Origin of the sequence: Pseudomonas flexibilis, from assembly GCF_000806415.1 — a bacterium.
Taxonomy (GTDB): Bacteria; Pseudomonadota; Gammaproteobacteria; order Pseudomonadales; family Pseudomonadaceae; genus Serpens; species Serpens flexibilis.
The window spans coordinates 1-23,952 of record NZ_JTAK01000009.1 but is presented as its reverse complement, the minus strand read 5'-3'; the positions used below and the strand labels follow the sequence as shown (position 1 = coordinate 23,952).

Here is a 23,952-nt window from a genome sequence, read left to right as displayed (position 1 = left end):
TGTGACTGAATGTTCCGGAGGCGGATTCTATGCACGAACACAAGAGTTATGGCATTACGCCATGGTCGAGCCAGGTGCGACACAAACTGACGCGCCGACCAGTTAGCCTGCACTCACTGGCCAATCAAGGAATCCTGGATGCCGATCAAACCCACCCCGCTGGCCTTCGACTGCACGATCTGCGGCTGGCGCAAGACCACAGCCCCAAACAGCGATGTGATCGCCTCAGACGATTTCTTCACCTGCTGCTCGGAGTGTGGCAATCGCGACCTAGTCGTTCGCGAAGCCTCGCCGTGGGCCGCCTGGCTGACGCGCCTGCGGAAGAAATGGACCACCCACGTCTGAATTGCCTACCACCCCATCGGAGGGAACAGAAATGCTGAAAAACATCCTCGCCACCATCGGCCTGCTCGTCGTCGCCAAGAAGGGTTACGAGCACTATCAGGAATACAGCGCGCTCAAGCGCGAGAAGCAGGAGCGCAACGGCGACGTTTGAGTCGGCCTTCACGGAGGTATCAACATGCCCATCCCCCCCCCTCCGATGACCTTTCGCTGCCCGGCTTGCGGCTGGAAGCAAACCACTCACCCACGCAGCGATGCACTGGCAATAGGCATCGACTGCTTCGACCGCTGCCCCCGGTGTGGCCATGAGGACATCGAATGTGAATATGGCGACAAGACAGTAACGGTACTGCAACGGCTGATACGCTTGCTGAGCAGGTAAATCATAGTGGCAATGAGACATTGCCGACGATAAGCTCCCTAACAGTGTGTTAGCGGCGCCAGCGACGGCAAAACGGAGACAAGGAGTACCATGTCCGCCACCGATACCCTTTCCAGGCGCCTGGCCCTGCTGGCGTTGCTGCCCCGCTATCCCGGCGAGATCACTGCCGCCGAGCTGCATAAACGACTCGACAGGGAGGGCTTCGAGGTCGATCTACGCACCGTGCAGCGCGACCTCAACCAGCTTGCCCTCGGCCAGCAACTCACCTGCGATGAAAGCCGGCTGCCCTACCGCTGGAGCCTGACGGCCCAGGCGCCGCTCAATCTGGCCAACCTCGATACTCCCACCGCATTGGCTTTGAATCTGGCCGAGCGGCATCTGGAAACGCTGCTGCCGCACAGCGTGCTGCAGCAACTGCGCCCCCATTTCGCCAATGCCCGCAGACACCTGGACGGCCTGCAACAGAACGGCCTCGCCCACTGGGCACGCCGCGTGCGCGCACTGCCCAACGGCAAGACACTGCTACCGGCGGAGGTCGATCCCAACGTCTGGCAGCGGGTCTCCACCGCCCTGATGGAGCGCCGCCAGCTACAGGTGGAGTACCTGAGCCGCAGCAAGGCTGAGATCAAGACCCTGCGCCTGCACCCGGCCGGCATCGTCTCGCGTCACTCCATTACCTACCTGATCGGCACCGCCAACGACTACGACGACCTGCGACAGTTCGCCCTGCACCGCATCCAGTGCGCCGAACTACTGGAAGAGCAGGCGCATGAACATCCGGATTTCGACATCGACGACTACATCGCCGGAGGCGCCTTCGGCGGAGGCCGATCAGAAGGCGAAGTGGAACTGGTGGCGGATGTTTCGCCGCAGATTGCGTGGCTGTTGAAGGAGACGCCCATCAGCACGCGGCAACGGCTTGAACCGCTGCCCGATACCGATTGGCAGCGACTGCATGCCTGGGTGCCGATGGATCAGGAGACGTTGTGGTGGGTGTTTGGGTTGGGGGAGAACGTGCAGGTGAGGGAGCCGACGAGCTGGAAGACCAACATCCGGAAACGAGCCATACAACTGCTGGAACTCGACGAATAACAACGCACTGGGACTGCCCCAGCGCCAAATTGAGGTGTCGGGAGAAGGATTTCGCTTCCATCCACACGACGGCGACACAGACTGCCGCGACAGCTGATTAATCGTAATAGACTCGGTAAGAGGGGAAACCTCCATTCTTAAAAACATTCTCGCTGCGAGCTACCAGATCGTAATCGCCAAGAAAAACTACAAACCCTACCTAGAAATTCACCGCGTTGAAGCGTGAAGAGGAGCGTAACGGCGGCGCCTGAGTCGCGATCCTGGTACAGACCATGCCAATCCAGCCGGACATCGTGATACAGCAATCGAGGCATTTGCTGAGTCACTGACGAGCAATGGCATTAAGATATTGACTGCAGACAAGATAGATATCACCATGCCATCACCCAAAATGATTGCCAAGCCGGAGACCTACCACAGAAAGTCTACTGTTCCGCCAGGAGCACTTATACCCGGACCAGTTAATCGAAAGCCCGGCTAACCATCACTCTTCAAAAAACGAATAAAAATCTGGCAGCACTATATGACGTTTCCTTGCACCCAATGTGGACTCTGCTGTAAGCACGTCGACAAAAGTCTACTCACGTCTTCACTAGACAGAGGAGATGGAGTCTGCAGGCATTACAACTTCCAAAATAGGAAATGCAGTATTTACGAAGCAAGACCGGAAATTTGCAGGATTGATAAATCATACATTCATTTCTCCAAATTCCTGACCTTGAATGAGTATTACAAAGCCAACGCCGAAGCTTGCAACTCTTTGCAACTTCAAAGCAACCTAAACACTTCATTCAGAATAGCAATTCAGGAGTAAGAAATGCCTATTCCATTCATCATTGGCGGAGCCGCGCTTGCGGCTGGTGTATTCGGAGCTAAGAAAGGCATCGACGCTAAGAAAAACTATTCCGCAGCAAAGGATATGGTCCGGAGCGCTACAGAAGATTTTGAGAGCGCGAAGGAGCATCTCGAAGCCCAGAAAAACGATCTTTCCAACTATCTGGAAGAGCTTGGCCGCCTGCGCCTCCAAGTAGAAAGCGACTCGATGAGCCGTTTTGTGGACTTGTGCAAAAAGATCAACAACGTAGCGTACAAAAATATCACCCTGGACAGTCGAAAGGTCGAAGTCGCTCCTCCAGACCTGAACGAAATCCAAGTGGGCGCTTACCGGGCTGCCGACTTACTCAAGGATGGAGCGACTGCCATCTCTTCAGGTGTTCTCACGGGCATCGGTGCGGGGGGCCTGGCCACCTCAATCGGAGTCGCCTCGACCGGTACGGCGATCAGCTCTTTGAGCGGTGCAGCCGCCACCAACGCCACACTGGCCTGGCTGGGCGGTGGCTCGCTCGCTTCTGGAGGGTTCGGCATGGCGGGAGGCACCATGGTGCTGGGCGGCGCCATTGCTGGCCCGATGATCGCTGCGCTCGGTTACGCTGCGGCCAAAAAGTCCGAACGCGCGCTCACCGAAGCCACAATGCATGAAGCCGAAATTCGCGAGGCCATTGAACAAATCGAGAGCGGAATTGTGGTTCTTGGCTCGATTGAACAACGCGTACTCGAGGTGGGCTCGGTCACCCACGAATTGAATATACGGCTGCAGAAAGCCATCGACTCCATCGAGGAAATCATCAATTTCCACTACCAAAACATCGGAATTTTCAAGCGAATCTGGATGAAGATCACTCGAAAGAAGCAACACTTCATTGACTTCAACCTTTTTTCGGATACCGAAAAAAATACGTACTCGATTTTTACCCTGCTTGGCTACGGGCTGTACGGTCTGCTGAAGGTTAAGATCATCGACGACAGCGGCCTTGTTAGTGAAGAGAGCGAGAAACTGGTGCAAGACGCCTACCAGATCATCGAGGCAACCGCATGAAAGAGCTATTCATGAGCGCAGGAAAATTCTTCGCAGCCGCGGGATCCAAGAAGTCCGGAAAGGGGGCTCCCACCAGCTCGTCCGCCACAGATCTGGCGAAGGCAATGAGCGGCCTCCCGGTTCATGTAGTGAGCGGAGTGACTGATCTGGTAGGCCAGGTTACGGACTATTTGAAAATCGCCGAGCAAGAGCAGACGCGCCGCACCGATATCATTGCAAAGCGGGACGTGGCGCTCGCTGCCATGCAGCATCAGCGGGAGATCATGTCCGAGATGATACGGTTTACATTCCAGGAACGCGCCGCCGTACTGCAGAAGCAGTTTCAGGCCCTGGATCAGGCATTAGCAGAAAATCGTCCAGAGCTGGTAAACGCCGCCTTGAACTCCATGGTGAATGTTATTCAAAGTTCACCTTTCAAAAGCGTCCAGGAAATGCAGCAGGCGCTAGGTACCAAGGATTTCGTTATCCGGCTTGAATAGCCAGCGGCAGAAGATCAACGCGGTACTTACCGGACCGTTTGCTTTGGCGACGGTCCGGTAAAGAACCTCCAGCAGGGTCTTCAGCGACTAGGTTCTGTACGAAAAGTACCGCCGTAGACACCGCAGCGTGCAAGCCAATGTGACCATGGCGGCGAAACTTCTTGCCAGTTTGTCGTAGCGGGTGCCGATCCTGCGGCTTTCCTTCAGCCAGCCGAACATCCGCTCGATGATGTTGCGTTGTCGATACTTGGGCCGATCGAACAGCCGGGGCAATCCCGGCCTGGCCTTGCGCTTCATGCTCCGCAGCGGAATCACAGGCTGCATCCGATAACGGTCGCGGTATTGGCGCAGGTGTTCGGCATCGTAGCCTTTGTCCGCCAGCAACCAGCGGCAGCGCTTACGAGGCCGCCCCGGTTTGCCGGGGATGCGTACCTGATCCAGTACCGCCTGAGCATTCGAGATGTCGCTGGCCTGCCCCGGGGACAACAAAAAGCGCAGTGGAATGCCGTTGGCATCGCAGACCATGTGGATCTTGGTGGTCAGGCCACACCGGCTGCGTCCCAAGGCATGGTCTACCGGTTCTTCAGGCCCCCTTTTTTCCCGGCGCCAGACGCGGCTCGGGTTGCTTTCACCGCTGTCGAATCGATCATCCAGGTATCCAGATCAATCAGACCCTCCTGGTTCAAGCGAACATGTAACCGCTCAAGAACCTGCTCGAATGTGCCGTCATCGCGCCAGTCACGAAACCGTTGATACACCGTCGACCAAGGGCCAAAGCGCTCTAGCAGGTCTCGCCAGGCTGCGCCCGAGCACAGGACCCAGAAGATGCCATTGAGCATCAAGCGATCATCGCTGCGGGGGCGTCCCATTTTCTGCGCGGGGGAAACCAGATCCGCGATCAGCTCCCAAGCAGCATCGGGAAGTTCGTAACGCTTTGCCATGCGGGTCTCCAGCCTTTCATGGCATCGATTCTACCCGTTCGGACTTTTCGTACAGAACCTAGGTCAACCTGGTACCAATACTCCTGGACATCAGCATTCCGTCCTGACGCTTGATGAATTCGCCGGCGTTGATCGGGTGACTGAAGAATGGGATCAGGAAGCTATTGCGGAAGTCGAGACCGCGTGCCGAATAGTTTACTCCAGACGGATAGGACCCTTGGCATCGAGGATCATGTTGGTCAGATCGCCTTTGCTGCTCGCGGTTGCTGGGCCGCTTATATCAGCAATCTCGGAACTGCTGGCCAAGCCAACCCTTACACACAGCAAACCGATGCCTCACCCCTGCCACAATGCCGCACCTCGACCAAAGATAATGGCTAACTGCCATTAGAGCGCGCTAGTGTTCCCGCCCGGCTTGGATTGCCGGCCTCCCGCAGCCAGACAAGAGGGAACGTCGATGTTGGCAGCATTCTTCCGTGTTACCCGTTCATGCCGGTTGCGCGTGCGCAGCCCGGCGATCCTGGCCGTTTCTCTTCTGATCCAGTTGCAGGTCGCGCCCGCCCACGCCTCCCCGGCTCTGGTGGTCGCCAACTGGAACGACTATATCCATCCCGATCTGGTCGCCCAGTTCACCGCGGAAACCGGCATCCCGGTCGACTACCGCACCTTCGAAACCGATGAAGACGCCGATGCCTTGCTGCGTCAGGAGTTCCCGCCGGATGTGCTGGTGCCGGACAGTCATTACCTGCCAGGCCTGATCCGAGACGGCTTGCTGAAGCCCATCGCGGTACGCTCGCTGCCGATGTACGAAGACATCGATCCGCTGATCCTCAGCCGCTTGAGCAGCACCGATCCCGGTCGGCGCTACGCCATGCCCTATCTCTGGGGCCGCGTCGGCATCGTCATGGATCGCGAACGCGTCGCGCAGGCGCTCGGCCATGCACCGGGTACCTCGTGGGGCCTGTTGCTCGATCCGCAAACCCTGGCGCGATTGTCCAGCTGTGGCGCGTCCATCCTGGATGCTCGGGCGGAGTTCTTCACCATCTGGATGAACTGGCGCGGCGCGCTGGCCGAGCGGCCTTCCGGACGCGACCTGCATGCCTTCCAGCAAGCCCTGGTCGATCTGCGACCGCACCTGAACAAGGTGGATAACCTGGCCTATCTGGAGGACGTCCCTGCCGGTCGCCAGTGCATCGCCATGGCCTGGGAGGGCGATGCCCGCGCCATGCTCAGTGCGCATCCGCGCCTGGAGTTCTTCATCCCCGACGAGGGCAGTACCCTGTATGTCGATGCCCTGGTGGTGCCGGCCAAGTCGCGAATGGCCGAGCAGGCCTGGCGCTTCATCGAGTTCATGTCGCGGCCGGAGATCGCCTACCGCAATGCCGAGCATGTGCAGTACAACTCGCCGTACAAATCGGTGAACCGTCGCCTGGTGCGCGCCAAGGGCGACCAGGCGGGCTGGCGCAATCTGCGCCCGGTCGGCGCCGGCAAGTCGGTGAGCCTGCCGATCGGCGCGGGCGAGCGCCGGCAGGACGTGAGCGACTCCTGGGCTGCGTTCGTGGGCCAAAGCGAAGAAGGCCTGGCAGTGGGCGCGCGGGATTGAGTACTCGCGCAAAGTGGCGCGGCTTGCGCAGGGCATGGGGCATGGGGCATGGGCAAAACATCGCGCCTGAACGCCAGCGCCACGAAGATCCGCCCTTGCCAATAAGCATAAAAAAACCGCCGGTATCGCTACCGGCGGTTTTTCATTTCAGCCCTGGCCGAATCAGACCTTGCTGCGCTCGAAGCGCTTGCGATCGTTTTCGTTCAGGTACTTCTTGCGCAGGCGGATCGACTTCGGCGTCACTTCCACCAGCTCGTCGTCGTCGATGAACTCCAGCGCCTGTTCCAGGCTGAACTTGATCGGCGGCACCAGGGCGATGACTTCGTCCTTGCCGGACGCACGCATGTTGTCGAGCTTCTTGCCCTTGGTGGGGTTGATCACCAGGTCGTTGTCGCGGCTGTTGATACCGCACAGCTGGCCTTCGTAGATCTCCTGGCCGGGCTCGAGGAACAGCTTGCCGCGGGCCTGCAGGGTTTCCAGCGAGTAGGTCAGCGCGGTACCGGTAGCCATGGAAACCAGTACGCCATTCTGGCGGTTGGTCACTTCGCCGGCCTTGATCGGACCGTAGTGGCTGAAGGTCGAGGTCAGGATGCCGGTGCCCGAAGTCAGGGTCAGGAAGTTATTGCGGAAGCCGATCAGGCCACGCGCCGGGATGGTGTACTCCAGGCGAACACGGCCCTTGCCGTCGGGCATCATGTTGGTCAGATCGCCCTTGCGCAGGCCCATCTGTTCCATCACCGGGCCCTGGTGCTGCTCTTCGATGTCGATGGTGACGTTCTCGTAGGGCTCCTGCTTTTCGCCGGCCTCGTTCTCGATGATCACCACTTCCGGACGGCCAACGGCCAGTTCGAAGCCTTCACGGCGCATGGTTTCGATCAGCACCGACAGGTGCAGTTCGCCGCGACCGGAAACCTTGAACTTCTCGGGAGAATCACCCGGCTCGACGCGCAGCGCCACGTTGTGCAGCAGTTCCTTCTCCAGGCGATCCTTGATGTTGCGGCTGGTGACGAACTTGCCTTCCTTGCCGGCGAACGGCGAGTCGTTGACCTGGAAGGTCATGCTCACGGTCGGCTGGTCGACGGTCAGCGGCGGCAGTGCCTCGACGTTGTTGATGTCGCACAGGGTGTCGGAGATGAACAGCTCTTCCATGCCGGACACACAGACGATGTCACCGGCTTCGGCTTCCGGCACCTCCACACGCTGCAGACCGGAGTGACCCATGATCTTCAGGATGCGGCCCTGGCGCTTCTTGCCGTCGGCGCCGATGGCGACCACCGGGGTGTTGGCCTTGATCTTGCCGCGCTTGATGCGGCCTACGCCGATCACGCCGAGGAAGCTGTTGTAGTCCAGCTGGGAGATCTGCATCTGGAACGGGCCGTCCAGGTCGACCTGGGGCGCCGGCACGTGGTCGACGATGGCCTGGAACAGGGGGTCCATGTTGTCTGCCAGGTTCTCATGGTCCAGACCGGCGATGCCGTTCAGGGCGCTGGCGTAGACAATCGGGAAGTCCAGCTGTTCGTCGGTGGCGCCCAGGTTGTCGAACAGATCGAAGATCTGGTCGACAACCCAGTCCGGACGCGCGCCGGGCCGGTCGATCTTGTTGACCACCACGATCGGGCGCAGGCCGGCCTTGAAGGCCTTCTGGGTCACGAAGCGGGTCTGCGGCATGGGGCCGTCCTGGGCGTCGACCACCAGCAGCACGGAATCCACCATGGACATCACGCGCTCGACTTCACCGCCGAAGTCGGCGTGGCCGGGGGTGTCCACGATGTTGATGTTGTAGTCATTCCATTTCAGCGCGGTGTTCTTGGCCAGGATGGTGATGCCACGTTCCTTTTCCTGGTCGTTGCTGTCCATGACGCGCTCGTTTTCCAGCTCCTTGCGGTCCAGGGTACCGGACAGGCGCAGCAGCTTGTCGACGAGGGTGGTCTTGCCATGGTCGACGTGGGCGATGATGGCGATGTTGCGGAGTTTTTCGATCACGGTTCTATCTCGATGTAAACGGCGGGCAGGCGGCCCCCCGTCTGAAGGCGTTCTCCCCGCTCGACATGAGCGGAGGCCAGATCAACAGGGTTCAGGACAGGTCGGGAGGGCGGTGGCGAATGCTGCCACCGAACAGGCCCGGCTGCTTAGGCCGGACGGTAAACGCGCACATTGGCATGCCCCTCGCTGAGCAGGTGGTGGGCATGCAGGCGGCTCATCACGCCGCGATCGCAATACAGCAGGTACTGGCGATTGGCGTCGAGATCCTTGAACTGGCTGTTGACGGCATAGAACGGCATGGCCCTGACTTCGACGCCCGGCAACTGCAGGGGTTCGTCCTCGGCGGCATCCGGGTGGCGGATGTCCAGCACGATCTGCCCGGGCAGCGCTTCGCGGACCTCCTCCACGGGCACATCCTGGCCGAGTTCGTCGATGACCTTGTCGATGGCCACGAAACGGGCGCGCTCGATGGCCCGTTCGAGGATGGCCATATCGAACTGGCTTTCCTCGTATTCGACCCGGCTGCGCTTGGCACGGGTGGTCGGGTTCACCGAGATCACGCCGCAGTATTCGGGCATGTGCTTGGCGAACTCGGCGGTGCCGATGCGCGTGGCGGTGTCGATGATGTCCTGCTTGTGCGCGGCGATCAGCGGGCGCAGCACCAGGGTGTCGGTGACCGAATCGATCACCGACAGGTTCGGCAGCGTTTGGCTGGACACCTGGGAAATCGCCTCGCCGGTCACCAATGCGTCGATGTGCAGGTTCTCGGCCACCTGGCTGGCGGCGCGCAGCATCATGCGCTTGAGCACCACGCCCATCTGGCTGTTGTCGACCTTGCCGAGGATCTCGCCGACTACTTCCTCGAATGGCACGCTGACGAACAGCACGCGGTGCGAGCGGCCGAATTTTTCCCACAGGTAGTGGGCGACTTCCATCACCCCCAGCTCGTGGGCGCGGCCGCCGAGGTTGAAGAAGCAGAAGTGGCTGAGCATGCCGCGGCGCATCATCTGGTAGGCGGCCACGGTGGAATCGAAGCCACCGGACATCAGCACCACCACCTGCTCCACCGAGCCCAGCGGGTAACCGCCCAGGCCTTCGTGCTGCGCATGGATGATCAGCAAACGGTCGTAGCGCACCTCGAAGCGCACCTCGACATCAGGATGCTTCAGGTCGATACCCGCTGCGCCGCACTCGCGGCGCAGGCGGCTGCCCACATGGCTGGCCAGCTCCACCGAGGTGAAATCGTGGGTATTGCCGGCACGCTTGCAGCGCACGGCGAACTGCTTGCCGGCCAGCTGATCGCCATAGTGCTCGCGGCACTTCTCGAAGACGTCGTCGAAGTCCACATAAGGGTATTCATGCACTTCGAGGAAATGCGCGATGCCTGGCATGTTGCGCAGGCGCTCGAACATAGCCTGGTGCACACGGCGATCCTGGACGGCGGTGATCACGTCCAGGTTGTCCCACTCGCCTTCGACGCTGAGGGCCGGGTCCAGGTCCTTCAGCACCGCGCGGATATTCTTGGCCAGCTGCCGGATGAACTGCTTGCGCACCGGACGGCTCTTGATGGTGATTTCCGCGAAGGGCTTGACGATGAGTTTCATGAAGAACGCTGGCGGGAAGGGCCGAAAAAGAGGGGCGCGGAGTATACCGGAAATTGCTCACCCCTTGATCAAGAATTTGCAGGGGCCCATGGGCCGCACCAATTTGCGCCGGACCTTTACGGGGCGCACCAGCTTGGTGCGTTTATCGTGCGTGCGCAGGCGCGGAAAGCGCATCAGAACCGCGCCACCCGCCAACTCCGGTGCATTCGGGTGCGCTGGCACACTAATTGCTCCCTTGTGAGGCAGGTTGCCCTGACGGATGATCCCGCCCCGGCATCACCTATCCCCTGGGGCGTCAGCCTGGTTGGCGAACCCCCAGATCGATTCCCCTGGAGGACACCATGTCGAAGTCGCTTCAACTGATCAAAGAACACGATGTGAAGTGGATTGACCTGCGCTTCACCGATACCAAAGGCAAGCAGCAGCACCTGACCATGCCGGCCCGCGACGCGGATGACGACTTCTTCGAGCATGGCAAGATGTTCGACGGTTCCTCCGTCGCCGGCTGGAAGGGCATCGAGGCCTCGGACATGATCCTCCTGCCCGACGACAGCACCGCCGTGCTCGACCCCTTCACCGAAGAACCGACCCTGATCCTGGTCTGCGACATCATCGAGCCGAGCACCATGCAGAGCTACGATCGCGACCCGCGCGCCATCGCCCGCCGCGCCGAGGAATACCTGAAGTCCACCGGCATCGGCGACACCGTGTTCGTCGGTCCGGAGCCCGAGTTCTTCATCTTCGACGAAGTGAAGTTCAAGTCCGACATCTCTGGCTCGATGTTCAAGATCTTCTCCGAGCAGGCTTCCTGGAACACCGACGCCGACATCGAAGGCGGCAACAAGGGCCACCGTCCGGGCGTGAAGGGCGGCTACTTCCCGGTACCGCCGGTCGACCACGACCACGAAATCCGTACCGCCATGTGCAACGCCCTGGAAGAAATGGGCCTGGTCGTCGAGGTGCACCACCACGAAGTGGCCACTGCCGGTCAGAACGAAATCGGCGTGAAGTTCAACACCCTGGTCGCCAAGGCTGACGAAGTGCAGACCCTGAAGTACTGCGTGCACAACGTCGCCGATGCCTACGGCAAGACCGTGACCTTCATGCCCAAGCCCCTGTATGGCGACAACGGCTCCGGCATGCACGTGCACATGTCCATCTCCAAGGATGGCAAGAACACCTTCGCGGGCGAAGGCTATGCCGGCCTGTCCGAGACCGCCCTGTACTTCATCGGCGGCATCATCAAGCACGGCAAGGCCCTGAACGGCTTCACCAACCCGTCGACCAACTCCTACAAGCGTCTGGTCCCGGGCTTCGAAGCCCCGGTCATGCTGGCCTACTCGGCCCGCAACCGTTCCGCTTCCATCCGTATCCCGTACGTCACCAGCCCGAAGGCCCGCCGCATCGAGGCGCGCTTCCCGGACCCGGCGGCCAACCCCTACCTGTGCTTCGCCGCCCTGCTGATGGCCGGCCTGGACGGTATCCAGAACAAGATCCACCCCGGCGACGCCGCCGACAAGAACCTGTATGACCTGCCGCCGGAAGAATCCAAGCAGATCCCGCAGGTGTGCGGCAGCCTGAAGGAAGCCCTGGAAGAGCTGGACAAGGGCCGCGCCTTCCTGACCAAGGGCGGTGTGTTCTCCGACGACTTCATCGATGCCTACATCGAGCTGAAGTCCGAGGAAGAGATCAAGGTGCGCACCTTCGTGCACCCGCTGGAATACGACCTGTACTACAGCGTCTGATCGCCTCCCCGGCATGACGAACCCCCGCCCGGCCCTGCCGCGCGGGGGTTTGTTTTATCTCCACCACATTCCGCGCCGGGCGTCCTTGCCAGTCCCGCCTGCCGGTGCAAGGCTTGTCCCGAATCCGTGGAGATGCCCCATGCGCCTGTTCACCGCCTGCCTGCTCGGCCTGCTGGCCGCACCGGCCGCCGCCGAGATCTACCGCTACACCGACGCACAGGGCCGCACGGTGTTCAGCGACCGCCCGCCGCAAGGGCAGCCCGCCCAGCGCGTCGAACCGTCGCCCCTCACCCCCATCGCCCCACCTGCGCCGAGCACACCCGCCGAGCGCCCCGCCCTGCCAACAACCCAGCGCTACGCACGGCTGGAGATCATCAACCTGCCGGATGACGAGGCACTGCGCGCCAACAACGGCACCTTCGATGTCGAGGTCGCCGTGGAGCCACCGCTGTTCCGGGGACACAGCCTGCGCCTGCTGCTGGATGGCAATCCGCACGGACCCGCGACCCAGGGCACGCCCCTGACAGTCCGCCAGGCCGACCGCGGCACCCACAGCCTGGTGGTGCAGGTGCTGGACGCCCGCGGCCGGCCGATTCAGCAAAGCGATGCACTGACCTTCACGGTGCAGCGCATCAGCGTGAACAGCCCGGCGCGACCAGCCCCGCCCCGTCCGACCCCAAACCGGCCCGCCCCCTGATGCGTCACACTCTCTGGTTACTGGCCCTGCTGCCCGGGATCACCCTGGCCCAGGTGTACAGCTATCGCGACGCCAGCGGCGCCCTGATGTTCAGCGACCGCCCGCCCCACGATGGCGCACAACCGCTGGCCCCGCGTCCCATCAACCGGATGCCCGCGCTGTCCGCACCCGCAGCGCCCACCACGACACCCAACCTGCACACGCAGCAACGCTCGCCCTATCGGCACCTGGCCATCCTTTCCCCGCGCCCGGACGCCGCCCATCCCGACGTTTCCGGCGACCTGCGGGTGGAACTGGGCAGCGAGCCGCCGCTGCTGCCCGGCCATGCCTATCGGCTGATGCTCGATGGTCAGCCGCAGTCCGGCCTGCAGCTGCGCAACCTGGACCGCGGCAGCCATCGACTGGTCGCACAGATCATCGATGAAACGGAACGCGTGCTGGCCGCCAGCGCCGAACAGATCGTCCATATCCAGCGCCCCTCGCTGATCCAAAAGCGCCGACTGCGGCCCTGCGCGGCGGATGGCGAGGATCGCAAGCGCCCCGAATGCAATCCCCGCCATCTCCCGCCGACGAAACCCGCACCATAAACAGGCATCGCGCACCATCGTGGTGCATGATTATTCGCGACCTGACCGGCGATGCACATCCATCAGGCTTGCCGGCGCCGATTTGCGCCCTTTTCGGGCCTGCTGGTTTGCTTCTTGCATTTTTACGAGGCCTCGAACGAGATAAGCGATCGCCATGTCCAACGACGCCCCACACCGGCTGCTGCTCGACAACCTGAACACCGCCACGCTTCTGCTGGACGAACGGCTGTGCCTGGAATACATGAACCCGGCCGCCGAGATGCTGCTGGCCGTCAGTGGGCAGCGCAGCCATGGGCAGTTCATCAGCGAGCTCTTCACCGAATCGCCGGAAGCGCTGGGCGCCCTGCGCCAGGCGGTCGAACAGGCGCACCCGTTCACCAAGCGCGAGGCCACCCTGGTCACCCTCGGCGGCCAGCCGCTGACCGTCGACTACGCTGTCACGCCCATCGTCGAGCACGGTCGCAACCGCCTGCTAGTGGAAGTACACCCGCGGGATCGCCTGCTGCGCATCACCAAGGAAGAGGCGCAGCAATCCCAGCTGGAGACCTCGCGGATGCTGGTGCGCGGCCTCGCCCACGAGATCAAGAACCCGCTGGGCGGCATTCGCGGCGCGGCGCAGCTGCTGGCCCGCGAGCTGCCCGACGAGGCGCTGCGTGACTACACCAACGTGATCATTGAAGAGGCCGATCGACTGCGCAATCTGGTGGACCGCATGCTCGGCACCAACAAGCTGCCGCAGCTGCGCCCGGCCAACATCCACGAGGTGCTGGAACGCGTCGCCAGCCTGGTCGAGGCGGAAAGCCAGGGACGCGTGCCGCTGCTGCGCGACTACGACCCGAGCATTCCCGAGGTGCTGATCGATCAGGAGCAGATGATCCAGGCGGTGCTCAACATCGCCCGCAACGCCCTGCAGGCCCTCGGCGATAGCCGCCAGCCGGCGCCGCAGATCACCCTGCGCAGCCGCGCCCTGCGCCAGTTCACCATCGGCCACCAGCGCCACCGCCTGGCGGTGCGCATCGAGATCATCGACAACGGCCCGGGCATTCCGCCCGAGCTTCAGGAAACCATCTTCTACCCCATGGTCAGTGGCCGCCCGGACGGCACCGGCCTGGGCCTGGCCATCGCCCAGAGCATCATCAGTCAGCACCAGGGATTGGTGGAATGCGAGAGCCAGCCCGGGCATACCGTGTTTTCCATCAGCCTGCCGCTGGAACAAGGAGCAGCCCCCTCATGAGCCACAGCGAAACCGTCTGGATCGTCGACGACGACCGCTCCATCCGCTGGGTACTGGAAAAGGCCCTGCAACAGGGCGGCCTGACCACCCAGAGCTTCGACAGCGCCGACAGCCTGCTTGGCCGGCTCAGCCGCCAACAGCCGGACGTGATCATTTCCGACATCCGCATGCCGGGCACCAGTGGCCTGGAAATGCTCGCGCAGATCCGCCGCCAGCATCCGCGCCTGCCGGTCATCGTGATGACCGCCCACTCTGACCTCGACAGCGCGGTGGCCTCCTACCAGGGGGGCGCCTTCGAGTACCTGCCCAAGCCGTTCGACGTGGACGAGGCCGTATCGCTGGTCAAGCGCGCCAGCCTGCACGCCCGCGAGCAACAGAGCCAGGCCGCTCCGGCCGTACAGCCGCATACCCCGGAAATCATCGGCGAGGCGCCGGCGATGCAGGAGGTGTTCCGCGCCATCGGCCGCCTGTCGCAGTCCAACATCACCGTGCTGATCAACGGCGAATCGGGTACCGGCAAGGAGCTGGTAGCGCATGCGTTGCACCGCCACAGTCCGCGCGCCCATTCGCCGTTCATCGCCCTCAACATGGCCGCGATTCCCAAGGACCTGATGGAGTCCGAGCTGTTCGGCCACGAGAAGGGCGCCTTCACCGGCGCCGCCAACCAGCGCCGTGGCCGCTTCGAGCAGGCCGATGGCGGCACGCTGTTCCTCGACGAGATCGGCGACATGCCTGCCGACACCCAGACCCGCCTGCTGCGCGTGTTGGCCGATGGCGAGTTCTACCGGGTCGGCGGCCACACGCCGGTCAAGGTGGATGTGCGCATCATCGCCGCCACCCACCAGGACCTGGAAACCCTGGTCCGAGAAGGCAAGTTCCGCGAGGACCTGTTCCACCGCCTGAACGTCATCCGCATCCACATCCCGCGCCTGGCCGACCGCCGCGAGGACATTCCAACGCTGGCCCGGCACTTCCTGGCGCGCGCAGCCCGCGAACTGTCCGTGGAGCCCAAGCTGCTCAAGCCGGACACCGAGGAGTACCTGAGCAACCTGCCATGGCCCGGCAACGTGCGCCAGCTGGAGAACACCTGCCGCTGGATCACCGTGATGGCCTCCGGTCGCGAGGTGCACGTCGATGAGCTGCCGCCTGAGCTGCTCAGCCAGAACCAGGAGCCGCAGCCCGCTGGCAACTGGGAACAGGGTCTGCGCCTGTGGGCCGACCAGGCGCTGGCGCGCGGCCAGAGCAACCTGCTGGATGTCGCCGTGCCAGTGTTCGAGCGCATCATGATCGAGACCGCCCTCAAGCACACCGCAGGCCGCCGCCGCGACGCCGCACTGCTGCTCGGCTGGGGCCGCAACACCCTCACGCGCAAGATCAAGGAACTGGGCATGAACGTCGCCGGCGGCGACGAGGATGACGCGGACGAGGTCTAGGCTCGTGCGAACTTTGCTTTTGTAGGAGCGACTTCAGTCGCAAGCTTCTGGCTGCGGCCCGCCTCAAAAACATCGCGGCCAAGCCGCTCCTGCGGATGCCCCGCCGTATCCCCTGTGGGGCCGGCTTTACGCCGGTCGACGCTCGTAGGCACGGCATCCAGGTGCGAGATGCGGGCCTCGCCGGCCGGCGTAAAGCCGGTCCCACAGGTCTACAGCAGTGCGCCATTCCCCGCGCCATGCACCCAAAGCGTGCGAAGCCATTTCTGCCTGAACCAACAACCCGGCGCCATTCGCGCATCCAGCGCCGATGCCAGCTGTCACGAAACTGGCACATTCTCTGCTTAATATCCTGCGTCAGTTTCTGGGGACCTCGGTACTAGGCAGGCCGGGACTCCCCCTTTTATTCCGCACCAGCGAGGCGCAACTCCAGGCGCCACTGGCCGCCGCGCGCCTCGCCCCGCCACTCGGCCCGCAGCGGCCGGGTGGCGACGAAGGACAGCAGGAGCGCCGAATCCGCCATTCGCAACCGCCAGCGCACTTCGCCCTGGTCCAGCGCCAGGCGTCCTGCCTGGGCAGCGCCCTGGGCATCGTCCAGCTGCACCAGCAACGCACCATCCAGCGTTTGCAGACGCGGCGCCAGCGGCTCGCGATCGAACCACAGCACCAGCCCATTCGGCGCTTCGCGCACCTCCAGCAGGTAGGCCGGTCCCGGGCTAAGCCATTTGCCGAGCATCAGGCCCACCAGCAGCCCGGTGGCTGCCAGCCCCAGCAGAAAGCGCGGCCAGACGCGCCGCCGCGGATCCACTTCGGCGCTAGAATGCGCACCTTCCTCGCGTCCCGAGTCCTGCATGTTCCACGTCATCCTGTTCCAGCCGGAGATTCCACCGAACACCGGCAACATTATCAGGCTGTGCGCCAACAGCGGCAGCCACCTGCACCTCATCGAGCCCCTGGGTTTCGAGACCGACGACAAGCGCCTGCGGCGCGCCGGCCTCGACTACCACGAGTTCGCCACGCTCAAGCGTTACCCCGACCTGCAGCGCTGCCTCGACAGCCTCGGGCTGACGCTCGGCGCGCCTGCCCAGCCGGATGCGCCGCGCCTCTACGCCTTCACCACCAAGGGCTCGCAGCCGTTCCATGCGGTACAGTACCGACCCGGTGATGCCTTTCTGTTCGGACCGGAAAGTCGCGGGCTGCCCCCGGAGATCCGCGAAGCCCTGCCGCCCGAACAGCGCGTGCGCCTGCCCATGCGCCCGGGCTGCCGAAGCCTCAACCTGTCCAACACCGTGGCGGTGACGGTCTATGAGGCCTGGCGCCAGCAGGGCTTTGCCGGCGGCGAATGAAGGTGCCGTGCCCGGCCCACTGCCGCCGGGGCATAAACGAAAAAAGCGCCCGCAGGCGCTTTTTTCTTCAGCGAAACCCTTACTGCTGGGTCGCACCCTGGGCTTCGGCGTTGACCCGCGCCATTTCCTGCGCGTACAGGGCGTCGAAGTTCACCGGCGCCAGCATCAGGGCCGGGAAGGAGCCACGGGTCACCAGGTTGTCCAGCGCCTCGCGGGCATAAGGGAACAGGATGTTCGGGCAGAAGGCGCCGAGGGTGTGGCTCATGGACGGTGCGTCCAGGCCCTTGATCAGGAAGATCCCGCCCTGCTGCACTTCGGCGATGAAGGCCGTTTCCTCGCCGGTCTTCACGGTCACGGAGAGGGTTAGCACCACTTCGTGGAAATCGTTGTCCAGGGTCTTGGTGCGGGTGTTGAGGTCCAGCTGAACGCTCGGGTTCCATTCCTGGCGGAAGATCTCCGGGCTCTTCGGGGCTTCGAAGGACAGGTCCTTGACGTAGATGCGCTGCAGGGAGAACTGCGGAGTTGCTTGTTCGGTCATTGGCTGAGCCTTGTTGTCATTGAGGTTGAGCGAGCAGCGCGTCCAGACGGCCGGCGCGCTCCAGCGCATGAAGATCGTCGCAACCACCCACGTGCTGCTCACCGATCCAGATCTGCGGCACCGAGGTGCGGCCGGCCCGGGCGGCCATTTCCGCGCGCAGGCTCGGGTTGCCATCCACGGCGATCTCCTTGAAGGCCACGCCCTTGCGCTGCAGCAGTTGCTTGGCGCGGATGCAGTAGGGGCACCAGGCGGTGGTATAGATCACCACGTCGTTCATGTCATTTCACCACGGGCAGGTTATCGCCACGCCAGCTGCCCATGCCGCCCGCCAGCTTGGCCACGGTGAACCCGGCCTTTTTCAGCTGGGCGCACGCCGGACCGGCCGTCTGGCCCATGGCGCACACGACGATCAGGGTCTTGTCCTTGTGCTTCTCCAGCTCGACCATGCGGGTGGCCAGCTTGTCGTAGGGGATGTGCACGGCGCCGACGATATGGCCGGCGTCGAAGTCCTTCTTGGCGCGGATATCCAGCACCAGGCCCTGGTCGCTGTTGACCAGCGACGTCAGCTCGCGGTTGCTCAGGCTGCGGCCGCCCTTGTTCAGCTCGTTGAAGGCAAACAGGATCAGCAGCACGACCAGCAGGGTGCTCAGTACATAGTGGTTAGAGACGAATTCAATCAGCTGCGCAAGCATCTACAGGTTCCCGGACGGTAAAATGCCGGCAGTATACACAGGGCCCCTGGCGGGCGGCACCCTGCCCCTGCCGTGACGCAGCGCGCTACAGCGCTTAGAATCCCCGCCCTTCGCATCCACGTGCAGCCGCCGAGCGAGTCGACCCATGCCTACGCCCAAACCCCTGGTTCTGATGATTCTGGATGGCTTCGGCCACAGCGATCGCCCCGAGTACAACGCCATCCACGCGGCCAGCACGCCGGTCTACGACCGTCTGCGTGCCACCCAGCCGCATGGGCTGATTTCCGGCTCGGGCATGGACGTGGGCCTGCCGGACGGGCAGATGGGCAACTCCGAGGTCGGCCACATGAACCTGGGCGCCGGCCGGGTCGTCTATCAGGACTTCACCCGCGTCACCAAGGCGATCCGCGACGGCGAGTTTTTCGAGAACCCAGCCATCTGCACCGCCGTGGACAAGGCGGTGACCGCCGGCAAGGCAGTGCACATCATGGGCCTGCTCTCCGATGGCGGCGTGCACAGCCACCAGGACCATCTGGTCGCCATGGTCGAGCTGGCCGCCCGCCGCGGCGCCCAGCACATCTATCTGCACGCCTTCCTCGACGGTCGTGACACTCCGCCGCGCAGCGCGCAGCCGTCCATCGAGCTGCTCGACGCCACCTTTGCGCGCTTGGGCAAAGGCCGCATCGCCAGCCTGATCGGCCGCTACTACGCCATGGACCGCGACAATCGCTGGGACCGCGTGGAGCAAGCCTACAACCTGATCGTCGACGGCCAGGGCCAGTTCCAGGCCGCCAGCGCCGTGGCCGGTCTGGAAGCCGCCTACGCCCGCGAGGAGAGCGACGAGTTCGTCAAGGCCACCGTGATTGGCGCACCGGTGCGCGTGGAAGATGGCGACGCCGTGGTGTTCATGAACTTCCGCGCCGACCGCGCCCGCGAGCTGACCCGCGCCTTCGTCGAGAAGGACTTTGCCGGCTTCGCCCGCGCCCGCGTGCCGCAACTGGCGGGCTACGTGATGCTCACCCAGTACGCCGCCAGCATCGACGCGCCGAGTGCCTTCGCGCCGGAGCCGCTGACCAACGTGCTGGGCGAGTACCTGGCCAACCAGGGCAAGACCCAGCTGCGCATCGCCGAGACCGAGAAGTACGCCCATGTGACCTTCTTCTTCTCCGGCGGCCGCGAGGAACCCTTCCCCGGCGAAGAGCGCATCCTGATCCCCTCACCGAACGTCGCCACCTACGACCTGCAGCCGCAGATGAGCGCGCCGGAAGTCACCGACCGGATCGTCGACGCCATCGAACACCAGCGCTACGACGTGATCATCGTCAACTACGCCAACGGCGACATGGTCGGTCACACCGGCGTGTTCGAGGCGGCGGTCAAGGCGGTGGAATGCCTGGATGAATGCATGGGCCGCATCGTCGCCGCACTGGACAAGGTCGGCGGCGAAGCGCTGATCACCGCCGACCACGGCAACGTCGAGCAGATGGAAGACGAAGTCACCGGCCAGGCGCACACCGCCCACACCTGCGAGCCGGTGCCCTTCATTTATGTCGGCAAGCGCAACGTCAGCATCCGCGCAGGCGGCGTATTGGCCGACGTGGCGCCGACCATGCTGAAACTGCTGGGCCTGCCGCAGCCCAAGGAAATGACCGGCACCAGCATCATCGAACTGCACTAAGCTGGAAGGCCGAGGGGGATTGCCCCCTCGGCCCGCTACGTCGCCGGCTTGCCGCTCAGGCTGCGTTTGCAGGCATACTTGACGCCCCAGATCCAGGTGCCGTGTCCTCCATGTTCCGAGCCCTTTTCCTTGCCCTTCTGACCTGCCTCGCGCTGCCCGCTGGCGCCGATTCCAAGGTGCAGACCGAGCAGCAGCTGGAAGCCGCCCGTAAGGAAGTGCTGGAGCTGAAGAAAATGCTCGAGCAGTTGCAGCGGGAAAAATCCCAGGTGCAGCAACAACTGCGCCAGACGGAAACCGAGGCGGGCGCGCTGGAGAAGCAGATCCGCGACCTGCGCCGCGAAGCCGGCGACAACCAGAAGCAGCTTGATGACCTCGAGCGGCAGAAAAAAAAAATCGATGAATCGCGCCGCGAACAGCAACGACTGATCGGCCAGCAGGCCCGCTCGCTGTACCAGAGCGGTGGCGCCGAACCCCTCAAGTTGCTGCTCAACCAGCAGGATCCCGCCACCTTCTCCCGCACCCTGACCTATTACGAGTACCTGAACCGGGCACGCCTGGAGCAGCTGGCCGACTACGCCCGCACCCGCGAACAGCTGGGCGAGCTGGAGCGCCAGCGCACTGTCCACAGCGAGGCCCTGGCCCGCCAGCAGCAGGCGCTGGGCGAGCGCCAGGCGCGCCTGGCCGAGGTGCGCAAGGAACGCCAGCAGGTGCTGGCGCGCCTGAACCGCGACAGCGCCAACCGCGCCGACCGCCTGCAGGAACGCCAGCGTGAACAGGCCGAGCTGCAGCAGGTGCTCAAAACCATCGAGGAAACCCTGGCCCGCCAGGCCCGTGAACGCGAGGCGGAAGCCGCGCGTCAGCGGCAGCTTGCCGAGCAGCGCCGCCAGGCACCCGCCGACGAGGCGCCCTGGCTGAGCAATACCGCGGTGCGCTATTACGGCGGCCCCTTCGGACAGGCCCAGGGCAAGTTGCCCTGGCCGGTGGAAGGAAGGCTGATCGCCCGTTTCGGCGCGCCACGCGGTGAGGACTCGCGCACCACCTGGGACGGCGTGCTGATCGGCGCATCGGCCGGCCAGCCGGTGCGCGCCGTGCACGGCGGCAAGGTGGTATTCGCCGAATGGCTGCGCGGCGCCGGCCTGCTGCTGATCCTCGACCACGGCGGCGGCTACCTGAGCCTCTACGGCCACAACCAGGCGCTGCTCAAGGAGGCCGGCGACATCGTTGCCGCCGGTGATACCATCGCCACCGTCGGCAGCAGTGGCGGGCAGAGCGTTCCCGCGCTGTACTTCGCCATTCGCCAGCAAGGTCGCCCGAGCGACCCGGCCCAGTGGTGCCGCGCGCAAGGCTGAGCGCGCCATCCCGCAAACCTGGAGTTTCCCCATGCAGCAGCGCCCCATTTTCCGCACTACTACACAGAGCCTGGCCCTGTGCCTGGCGCTGGCAGCAGGGGGAGCCCACGCGCAGAGCAGCGCACCCACCGATCCGTCCACCAGCACGGCCGCCCGCGCGCAGTTGCCGCTGGACGACTTGCGCACCTTCGCCGAGGTCCTCGACCGCATCAAGAGCGCCTACGTCGAGCCGGTGGACGACAAGACCCTGCTGGAAAACGCCATCCGCGGCATGCTCAGCAACCTGGACCCGCATTCCGCCTACCTGGACCCGCAGGCCTTCCAGGAATTGCAGGAAAGCACCAGCGGCGAATTCGGCGGACTGGGCATCGAAGTGGGCATGGAGGACGGCTTCATCCGCGTCGTCTCGCCCATCGACGACACTCCCGCGTCGCGCGCCGGCATCGAGGCGGGCGACCTGATCGTGCGCATCGATGGCCAGCCGACCAAGGGCATGAGCATGCAGGAAGCCGTGGACATGATGCGTGGCAAGCCCGGCAGCAAGGTGGAGCTGACCATCGTGCGCGAAGGCGGCCAGCCGTTCGACGTGACGCTGACCCGCGCGGTCATCAAGGTGCAGAGCGTGCGCACCGAGATGCTCGAGGACGGTTACGGCTACCTGCGCATCACCCAGTTCCAGGTCAACACCGGCGCGGAAGTCGGCAAGGCCCTGGCCAGCCTGCGCAAGGACAACAAGGCGCCCCTGAAAGGCCTGGTGATGGACCTGCGCAACAACCCCGGCGGCGTGCTGCAGGCGGCGGTGGAAGTCGCCGACCATTTCATGACGAAAGGGCTGATCGTCTACACCCAGGGTCGCATCGCCAACTCCGAGCTGCGCTTCTCGGCCGACCCGGCCGATGCCAGCCAGGGCGTGCCGCTGGTGGTGCTGATCAACGGTGGCAGCGCCTCGGCCGCCGAGATCGTCGCCGGCGCCCTGCAGGACAGCCGCCGCGCCGTGGTGATGGGCACCGACAGCTTCGGCAAGGGCTCAGTGCAAACCGTTCTGCCGCTCAACAACGACCGCGCCCTGAAGCTCACCACCGCGCTGTACTACACCCCCAACGGACGCTCAATCCAGGCCCAGGGCATCGTGCCCGACATCGAGGTACAGCGTGCGCGCCTGACCCGCGAGGACGAAATGGCCGGCGTAAAGGAAGCCGATCTGGCTGGTCACCTGGGCAACGGCAATGGCGGCGCAGACCGTCCCAGCAACGGCAAGGCCGTCCGCACACCACGCCCGCAGGATGAGGATTACCAGCTGGGTCAGGCGCTGAATCTGCTCAAGGGGCTGAATATCACCCGCGGTCAGTGATGGGCGGCCTGTTGCGGCGGCCGTGGCGGCCGATACAGAGGCAATTCCGTCACGAATGAGGTTTCCTATGCCTTGGCGCGCGTTGTGTGTCGCGCTCGGCCTGCTGTTCGCGGCCGTTACCCAGGCAGCACAGCCGGTGCGCCTGAGCCTGATCATCGATGACCTGGGCCATGACCCGGAGCGCGACCGGCGCGTGCTGGCTCTGCCCGGCCCGGTCGCCCTGGCCATACTGCCGGACGCGCCGCACGCGACCAGCCTGGCCCGCGATGCCCACCGCGCCGGGCGCACGGTGATGCTGCACATGCCCATGGCCCCCGCCGACGGCGCCTTCGCGTGGCTGCCCAACCAACCGCCCTTCGTCTGGCTGGAGCGCCTGGAGGCGGCACTGCGCGAAGTGCCGCATGCCAGCGGGCTGAACAACCACATGGGCAGCCGCATGACGGCCGATGACGCCGCCATGCAGGTGCTCATGCCGGAACTGCAGCGCCGCCACCTGTTCTTCGTTGACAGCCGTACCACGCCGAAGACCGTGGCTGCAGCCAACGCCCAGCGCATTGCGCTGGCCAGTCTGTCCCGCGATCTGTTTCTGGATCACGACAGCCGCCCGGAAGCAGTCGCCGCCGCCTTCCAGCGCGGCCTCGACATCGCCCGCCGCGAGGGCTCCGTGGTCATGATCGGCCACCCGCACGCCAGCACCCTGGCGGTGCTGGAACGCGAGCTGCCCAAACTGGCCGCCCAGGGCATCGACTGGATCGACGTGCCGCCGATGATTGCCCTGCGCGGCAACCAGGCCATGCCGGCGCATGGGCGCAACGGCCAGTATCAGTAGGATTGAGGTCGAAAAGGGCGTCCAGGGGACGTAGATACCGTCTTGCTCCCTACCGCGCAAGCGCCAGTTTGGGGTCGAAGGGCTGGCCGGATTTGAGCACCCCATAGGCGATGTGCAGCAGCTTGCGCATCGCCGCGCAGACGATCTGCTGTCGTTTATAAACATCTCCGAGCC

At 63.7% G+C, this 23,952-nt stretch carries 23 protein-coding genes; 16 read left to right on the top strand and 7 right to left on the bottom strand.

Annotated features, from left to right (window positions below; genetic code table 11):
- Positions 1-138 precede the first annotated feature (138 nt).
- The 5 genes from PT85_RS16600 to PT85_RS16585 all read left to right on the top strand — a co-directional run bounded on the left by PT85_RS16600 (position 139) and on the right by PT85_RS16585 (position 4,171).
- Positions 139-345, top strand: coding sequence for a hypothetical protein (locus PT85_RS16600; protein WP_039607277.1), 207 nt, complete (start codon positions 139-141; stop codon positions 343-345).
- 469 nt (positions 346-814) lie between these two features.
- Entirely contained in the window at positions 815-1,816 is a 1,002-nt protein-coding gene (locus tag PT85_RS16595; RefSeq protein ID WP_039607276.1) for a helix-turn-helix transcriptional regulator, read from the top strand.
- A 523-nt stretch (positions 1,817-2,339) separates the two neighbouring features.
- Positions 2,340-2,630 (top strand): YkgJ family cysteine cluster protein, encoded by a 291-nt coding sequence (locus PT85_RS17860; RefSeq protein ID WP_074467552.1) that lies wholly within the window; start codon positions 2,340-2,342, stop codon positions 2,628-2,630.
- A 3-nt stretch (positions 2,631-2,633) separates the two neighbouring features.
- Positions 2,634-3,692 carry a calponin homology domain-containing protein gene (locus PT85_RS16590; protein WP_052237732.1) on the top strand — a complete coding sequence of 353 codons (1,059 nt, stop codon included), beginning with the start codon at positions 2,634-2,636 and terminating at the stop codon, positions 3,690-3,692.
- A complete protein-coding gene (locus PT85_RS16585; protein ID WP_039607275.1) occupies positions 3,689-4,171 on the top strand; it encodes a hypothetical protein in 483 nt (160 codons plus the stop codon). The genes PT85_RS16590 and PT85_RS16585 overlap by 4 nt, the downstream gene beginning before the upstream one ends.
- A gap of 87 nt (positions 4,172-4,258) precedes the next feature.
- Here PT85_RS16585 and PT85_RS17855 read toward each other — a convergent pair.
- Positions 4,259-5,112, bottom strand: a protein-coding gene (locus tag PT85_RS17855) for an IS5 family transposase (RefSeq protein ID WP_139182075.1) whose coding sequence is annotated in 2 segments (ribosomal slippage) — positions 4,259-4,764 and positions 4,764-5,112 — 855 coding nt in all. Because the reading frame shifts where the segments join, the coding sequence is not laid out codon by codon here.
- A 457-nt stretch (positions 5,113-5,569) separates the two neighbouring features.
- On the opposite strand from PT85_RS17855, the gene PT85_RS16570 reads away from it, so the two are divergent.
- The gene (locus PT85_RS16570; RefSeq protein WP_082013095.1) at positions 5,570-6,715 is read left to right on the top strand and encodes an extracellular solute-binding protein; all 1,146 of its coding nucleotides are present in this window, start codon (positions 5,570-5,572) and stop codon (positions 6,713-6,715) included.
- Positions 6,716-6,877: 162 nt separating this feature from the next.
- On the opposite strand, the gene typA is transcribed toward PT85_RS16570, so the two are convergent.
- Together typA and thiI are read right to left on the bottom strand one after the other, a co-directional pair.
- A complete protein-coding gene (gene typA / locus PT85_RS16565; protein ID WP_027590618.1) occupies positions 6,878-8,698 on the bottom strand; it encodes a translational GTPase TypA in 1,821 nt (606 codons plus the stop codon).
- A 146-nt stretch (positions 8,699-8,844) separates the two neighbouring features.
- Complete coding sequence (gene thiI, locus PT85_RS16560; protein ID WP_039607272.1) at positions 8,845-10,302, bottom strand: tRNA uracil 4-sulfurtransferase ThiI; 1,458 nt, start codon at positions 10,300-10,302, stop codon at positions 8,845-8,847.
- 341 nt (positions 10,303-10,643) lie between these two features.
- Between thiI and glnA the strand changes: the two genes are divergently transcribed.
- From glnA to ntrC, 5 genes are all read left to right on the top strand, one after another.
- Entirely contained in the window at positions 10,644-12,047 is a 1,404-nt protein-coding gene (glnA, locus tag PT85_RS16555) for a glutamate--ammonia ligase (RefSeq protein WP_027590616.1), read from the top strand.
- A gap of 139 nt (positions 12,048-12,186) precedes the next feature.
- Complete coding sequence (locus tag PT85_RS16550) at positions 12,187-12,744, top strand: DUF4124 domain-containing protein (RefSeq protein ID WP_039562553.1); 558 nt, start codon at positions 12,187-12,189, stop codon at positions 12,742-12,744.
- Positions 12,744-13,331, top strand: a complete 588-nt coding sequence (locus tag PT85_RS16545) for a DUF4124 domain-containing protein (RefSeq protein ID WP_052237730.1) — start codon at positions 12,744-12,746, stop codon at positions 13,329-13,331. The genes PT85_RS16550 and PT85_RS16545 overlap by 1 nt, the downstream gene beginning before the upstream one ends.
- 154 nt (positions 13,332-13,485) lie before the next feature.
- Positions 13,486-14,565, top strand: coding sequence for a nitrogen regulation protein NR(II) (gene glnL, locus PT85_RS16540; protein WP_027590614.1), 1,080 nt, complete (start codon positions 13,486-13,488; stop codon positions 14,563-14,565).
- Entirely contained in the window at positions 14,562-15,998 is a 1,437-nt protein-coding gene (gene ntrC, locus PT85_RS16535) for a nitrogen regulation protein NR(I) (RefSeq protein ID WP_027590613.1), read from the top strand. The genes glnL and ntrC overlap by 4 nt, the downstream gene beginning before the upstream one ends.
- 400 nt (positions 15,999-16,398) lie before the next feature.
- Here the strand turns inward: ntrC and PT85_RS16530 are convergent, their stop codons facing one another.
- Positions 16,399-16,848, bottom strand: coding sequence for a hypothetical protein (locus PT85_RS16530; protein WP_039562546.1), 450 nt, complete (start codon positions 16,846-16,848; stop codon positions 16,399-16,401).
- On the opposite strand from PT85_RS16530, the gene PT85_RS16525 reads away from it, so the two are divergent.
- Positions 16,847-17,341 (top strand): tRNA (cytidine(34)-2'-O)-methyltransferase, encoded by a 495-nt coding sequence (locus tag PT85_RS16525; protein WP_027590611.1) that lies wholly within the window; start codon positions 16,847-16,849, stop codon positions 17,339-17,341. The genes PT85_RS16530 and PT85_RS16525 overlap by 2 nt on opposite strands.
- Positions 17,342-17,420: 79 nt before the next feature.
- Here PT85_RS16525 and secB read toward each other — a convergent pair whose 3' ends face one another.
- From secB to PT85_RS16510, 3 genes are read right to left on the bottom strand one after another with little or no spacing between them, the layout of a single operon-like run.
- Complete coding sequence (secB, locus tag PT85_RS16520) at positions 17,421-17,948, bottom strand: protein-export chaperone SecB (RefSeq protein WP_267882112.1); 528 nt, start codon at positions 17,946-17,948, stop codon at positions 17,421-17,423.
- Entirely contained in the window at positions 17,896-18,156 is a 261-nt protein-coding gene (gene grxC, locus PT85_RS16515) for a glutaredoxin 3 (RefSeq protein WP_027590609.1), read from the bottom strand. Before grxC ends, secB begins: the two co-directional genes overlap by 53 nt.
- A 1-nt stretch (position 18,157) precedes the next feature.
- Positions 18,158-18,571 carry a rhodanese-like domain-containing protein gene (locus PT85_RS16510; RefSeq protein ID WP_027590608.1) on the bottom strand — a complete coding sequence of 138 codons (414 nt, stop codon included), beginning with the start codon at positions 18,569-18,571 and terminating at the stop codon, positions 18,158-18,160.
- A 145-nt stretch (positions 18,572-18,716) separates the two neighbouring features.
- Here PT85_RS16510 and gpmI point away from each other — a divergent pair, with 145 nt between their 5' ends.
- From gpmI to PT85_RS16490, 4 genes are all read left to right on the top strand, one after another.
- A complete protein-coding gene (gene gpmI / locus PT85_RS16505; RefSeq protein ID WP_027590607.1) occupies positions 18,717-20,249 on the top strand; it encodes a 2,3-bisphosphoglycerate-independent phosphoglycerate mutase in 1,533 nt (510 codons plus the stop codon).
- 110 nt (positions 20,250-20,359) lie between these two features.
- A complete protein-coding gene (locus PT85_RS16500) occupies positions 20,360-21,598 on the top strand; it encodes a murein hydrolase activator EnvC family protein (RefSeq protein ID WP_039562542.1) in 1,239 nt (412 codons plus the stop codon).
- 31 nt (positions 21,599-21,629) lie between these two features.
- Positions 21,630-22,949, top strand: a complete 1,320-nt coding sequence (locus tag PT85_RS16495; protein WP_039607271.1) for a S41 family peptidase — start codon at positions 21,630-21,632, stop codon at positions 22,947-22,949.
- Between the two features lie 67 nt (positions 22,950-23,016).
- On the top strand, positions 23,017-23,778 hold the full coding sequence (locus PT85_RS16490) for a divergent polysaccharide deacetylase family protein (protein ID WP_139182074.1): 762 nt from the start codon (positions 23,017-23,019) through the stop codon (positions 23,776-23,778).
- Positions 23,779-23,952 lie beyond the last annotated feature (174 nt).

Excerpts from the sequence above, each read along its gene's own strand:
- ntrC (WP_027590613.1), top strand. The coding sequence starts at position 14,562 with ATGAGCCACAGCGAAACCGTCTGGATCGTCGACGACGACCGCTCCATC.
- PT85_RS16500 (WP_039562542.1), top strand. The coding sequence starts at position 20,360 with ATGTTCCGAGCCCTTTTCCTTGCCCTTCTGACCTGCCTCGCGCTGCCC.
- PT85_RS16585 (WP_039607275.1), top strand. The coding sequence starts at position 3,689 with ATGAAAGAGCTATTCATGAGCGCAGGAAAATTCTTCGCAGCCGCGGGA.
- PT85_RS16545 (WP_052237730.1), top strand. The coding sequence starts at position 12,744 with ATGCGTCACACTCTCTGGTTACTGGCCCTGCTGCCCGGGATCACCCTG.
- PT85_RS17860 (WP_074467552.1), top strand. The coding sequence starts at position 2,340 with ATGACGTTTCCTTGCACCCAATGTGGACTCTGCTGTAAGCACGTCGAC.
- PT85_RS16570 (WP_082013095.1), top strand. The coding sequence starts at position 5,570 with ATGTTGGCAGCATTCTTCCGTGTTACCCGTTCATGCCGGTTGCGCGTG.
- PT85_RS16595 (WP_039607276.1), top strand. The coding sequence starts at position 815 with ATGTCCGCCACCGATACCCTTTCCAGGCGCCTGGCCCTGCTGGCGTTG.
- secB (WP_267882112.1), bottom strand. The coding sequence starts at position 17,948 with ATGCGCTGGAGCGCGCCGGCCGTCTGGACGCGCTGCTCGCTCAACCTC.
- PT85_RS16600 (WP_039607277.1), top strand. The coding sequence starts at position 139 with ATGCCGATCAAACCCACCCCGCTGGCCTTCGACTGCACGATCTGCGGC.
- PT85_RS16510 (WP_027590608.1), bottom strand. The coding sequence starts at position 18,571 with ATGCTTGCGCAGCTGATTGAATTCGTCTCTAACCACTATGTACTGAGC.
- gpmI (WP_027590607.1), top strand. The coding sequence starts at position 18,717 with ATGCCTACGCCCAAACCCCTGGTTCTGATGATTCTGGATGGCTTCGGC.
- grxC (WP_027590609.1), bottom strand. The coding sequence starts at position 18,156 with ATGAACGACGTGGTGATCTATACCACCGCCTGGTGCCCCTACTGCATC.
- PT85_RS16590 (WP_052237732.1), top strand. The coding sequence starts at position 2,634 with ATGCCTATTCCATTCATCATTGGCGGAGCCGCGCTTGCGGCTGGTGTA.
- glnA (WP_027590616.1), top strand. The coding sequence starts at position 10,644 with ATGTCGAAGTCGCTTCAACTGATCAAAGAACACGATGTGAAGTGGATT.
- PT85_RS16525 (WP_027590611.1), top strand. The coding sequence starts at position 16,847 with ATGTTCCACGTCATCCTGTTCCAGCCGGAGATTCCACCGAACACCGGC.
- PT85_RS16495 (WP_039607271.1), top strand. The coding sequence starts at position 21,630 with ATGCAGCAGCGCCCCATTTTCCGCACTACTACACAGAGCCTGGCCCTG.
- PT85_RS16490 (WP_139182074.1), top strand. The coding sequence starts at position 23,017 with ATGCCTTGGCGCGCGTTGTGTGTCGCGCTCGGCCTGCTGTTCGCGGCC.
- thiI (WP_039607272.1), bottom strand. The coding sequence starts at position 10,302 with ATGAAACTCATCGTCAAGCCCTTCGCGGAAATCACCATCAAGAGCCGT.
- glnL (WP_027590614.1), top strand. The coding sequence starts at position 13,486 with ATGTCCAACGACGCCCCACACCGGCTGCTGCTCGACAACCTGAACACC.
- PT85_RS16530 (WP_039562546.1), bottom strand. The coding sequence starts at position 16,848 with ATGCAGGACTCGGGACGCGAGGAAGGTGCGCATTCTAGCGCCGAAGTG.
- PT85_RS16550 (WP_039562553.1), top strand. The coding sequence starts at position 12,187 with ATGCGCCTGTTCACCGCCTGCCTGCTCGGCCTGCTGGCCGCACCGGCC.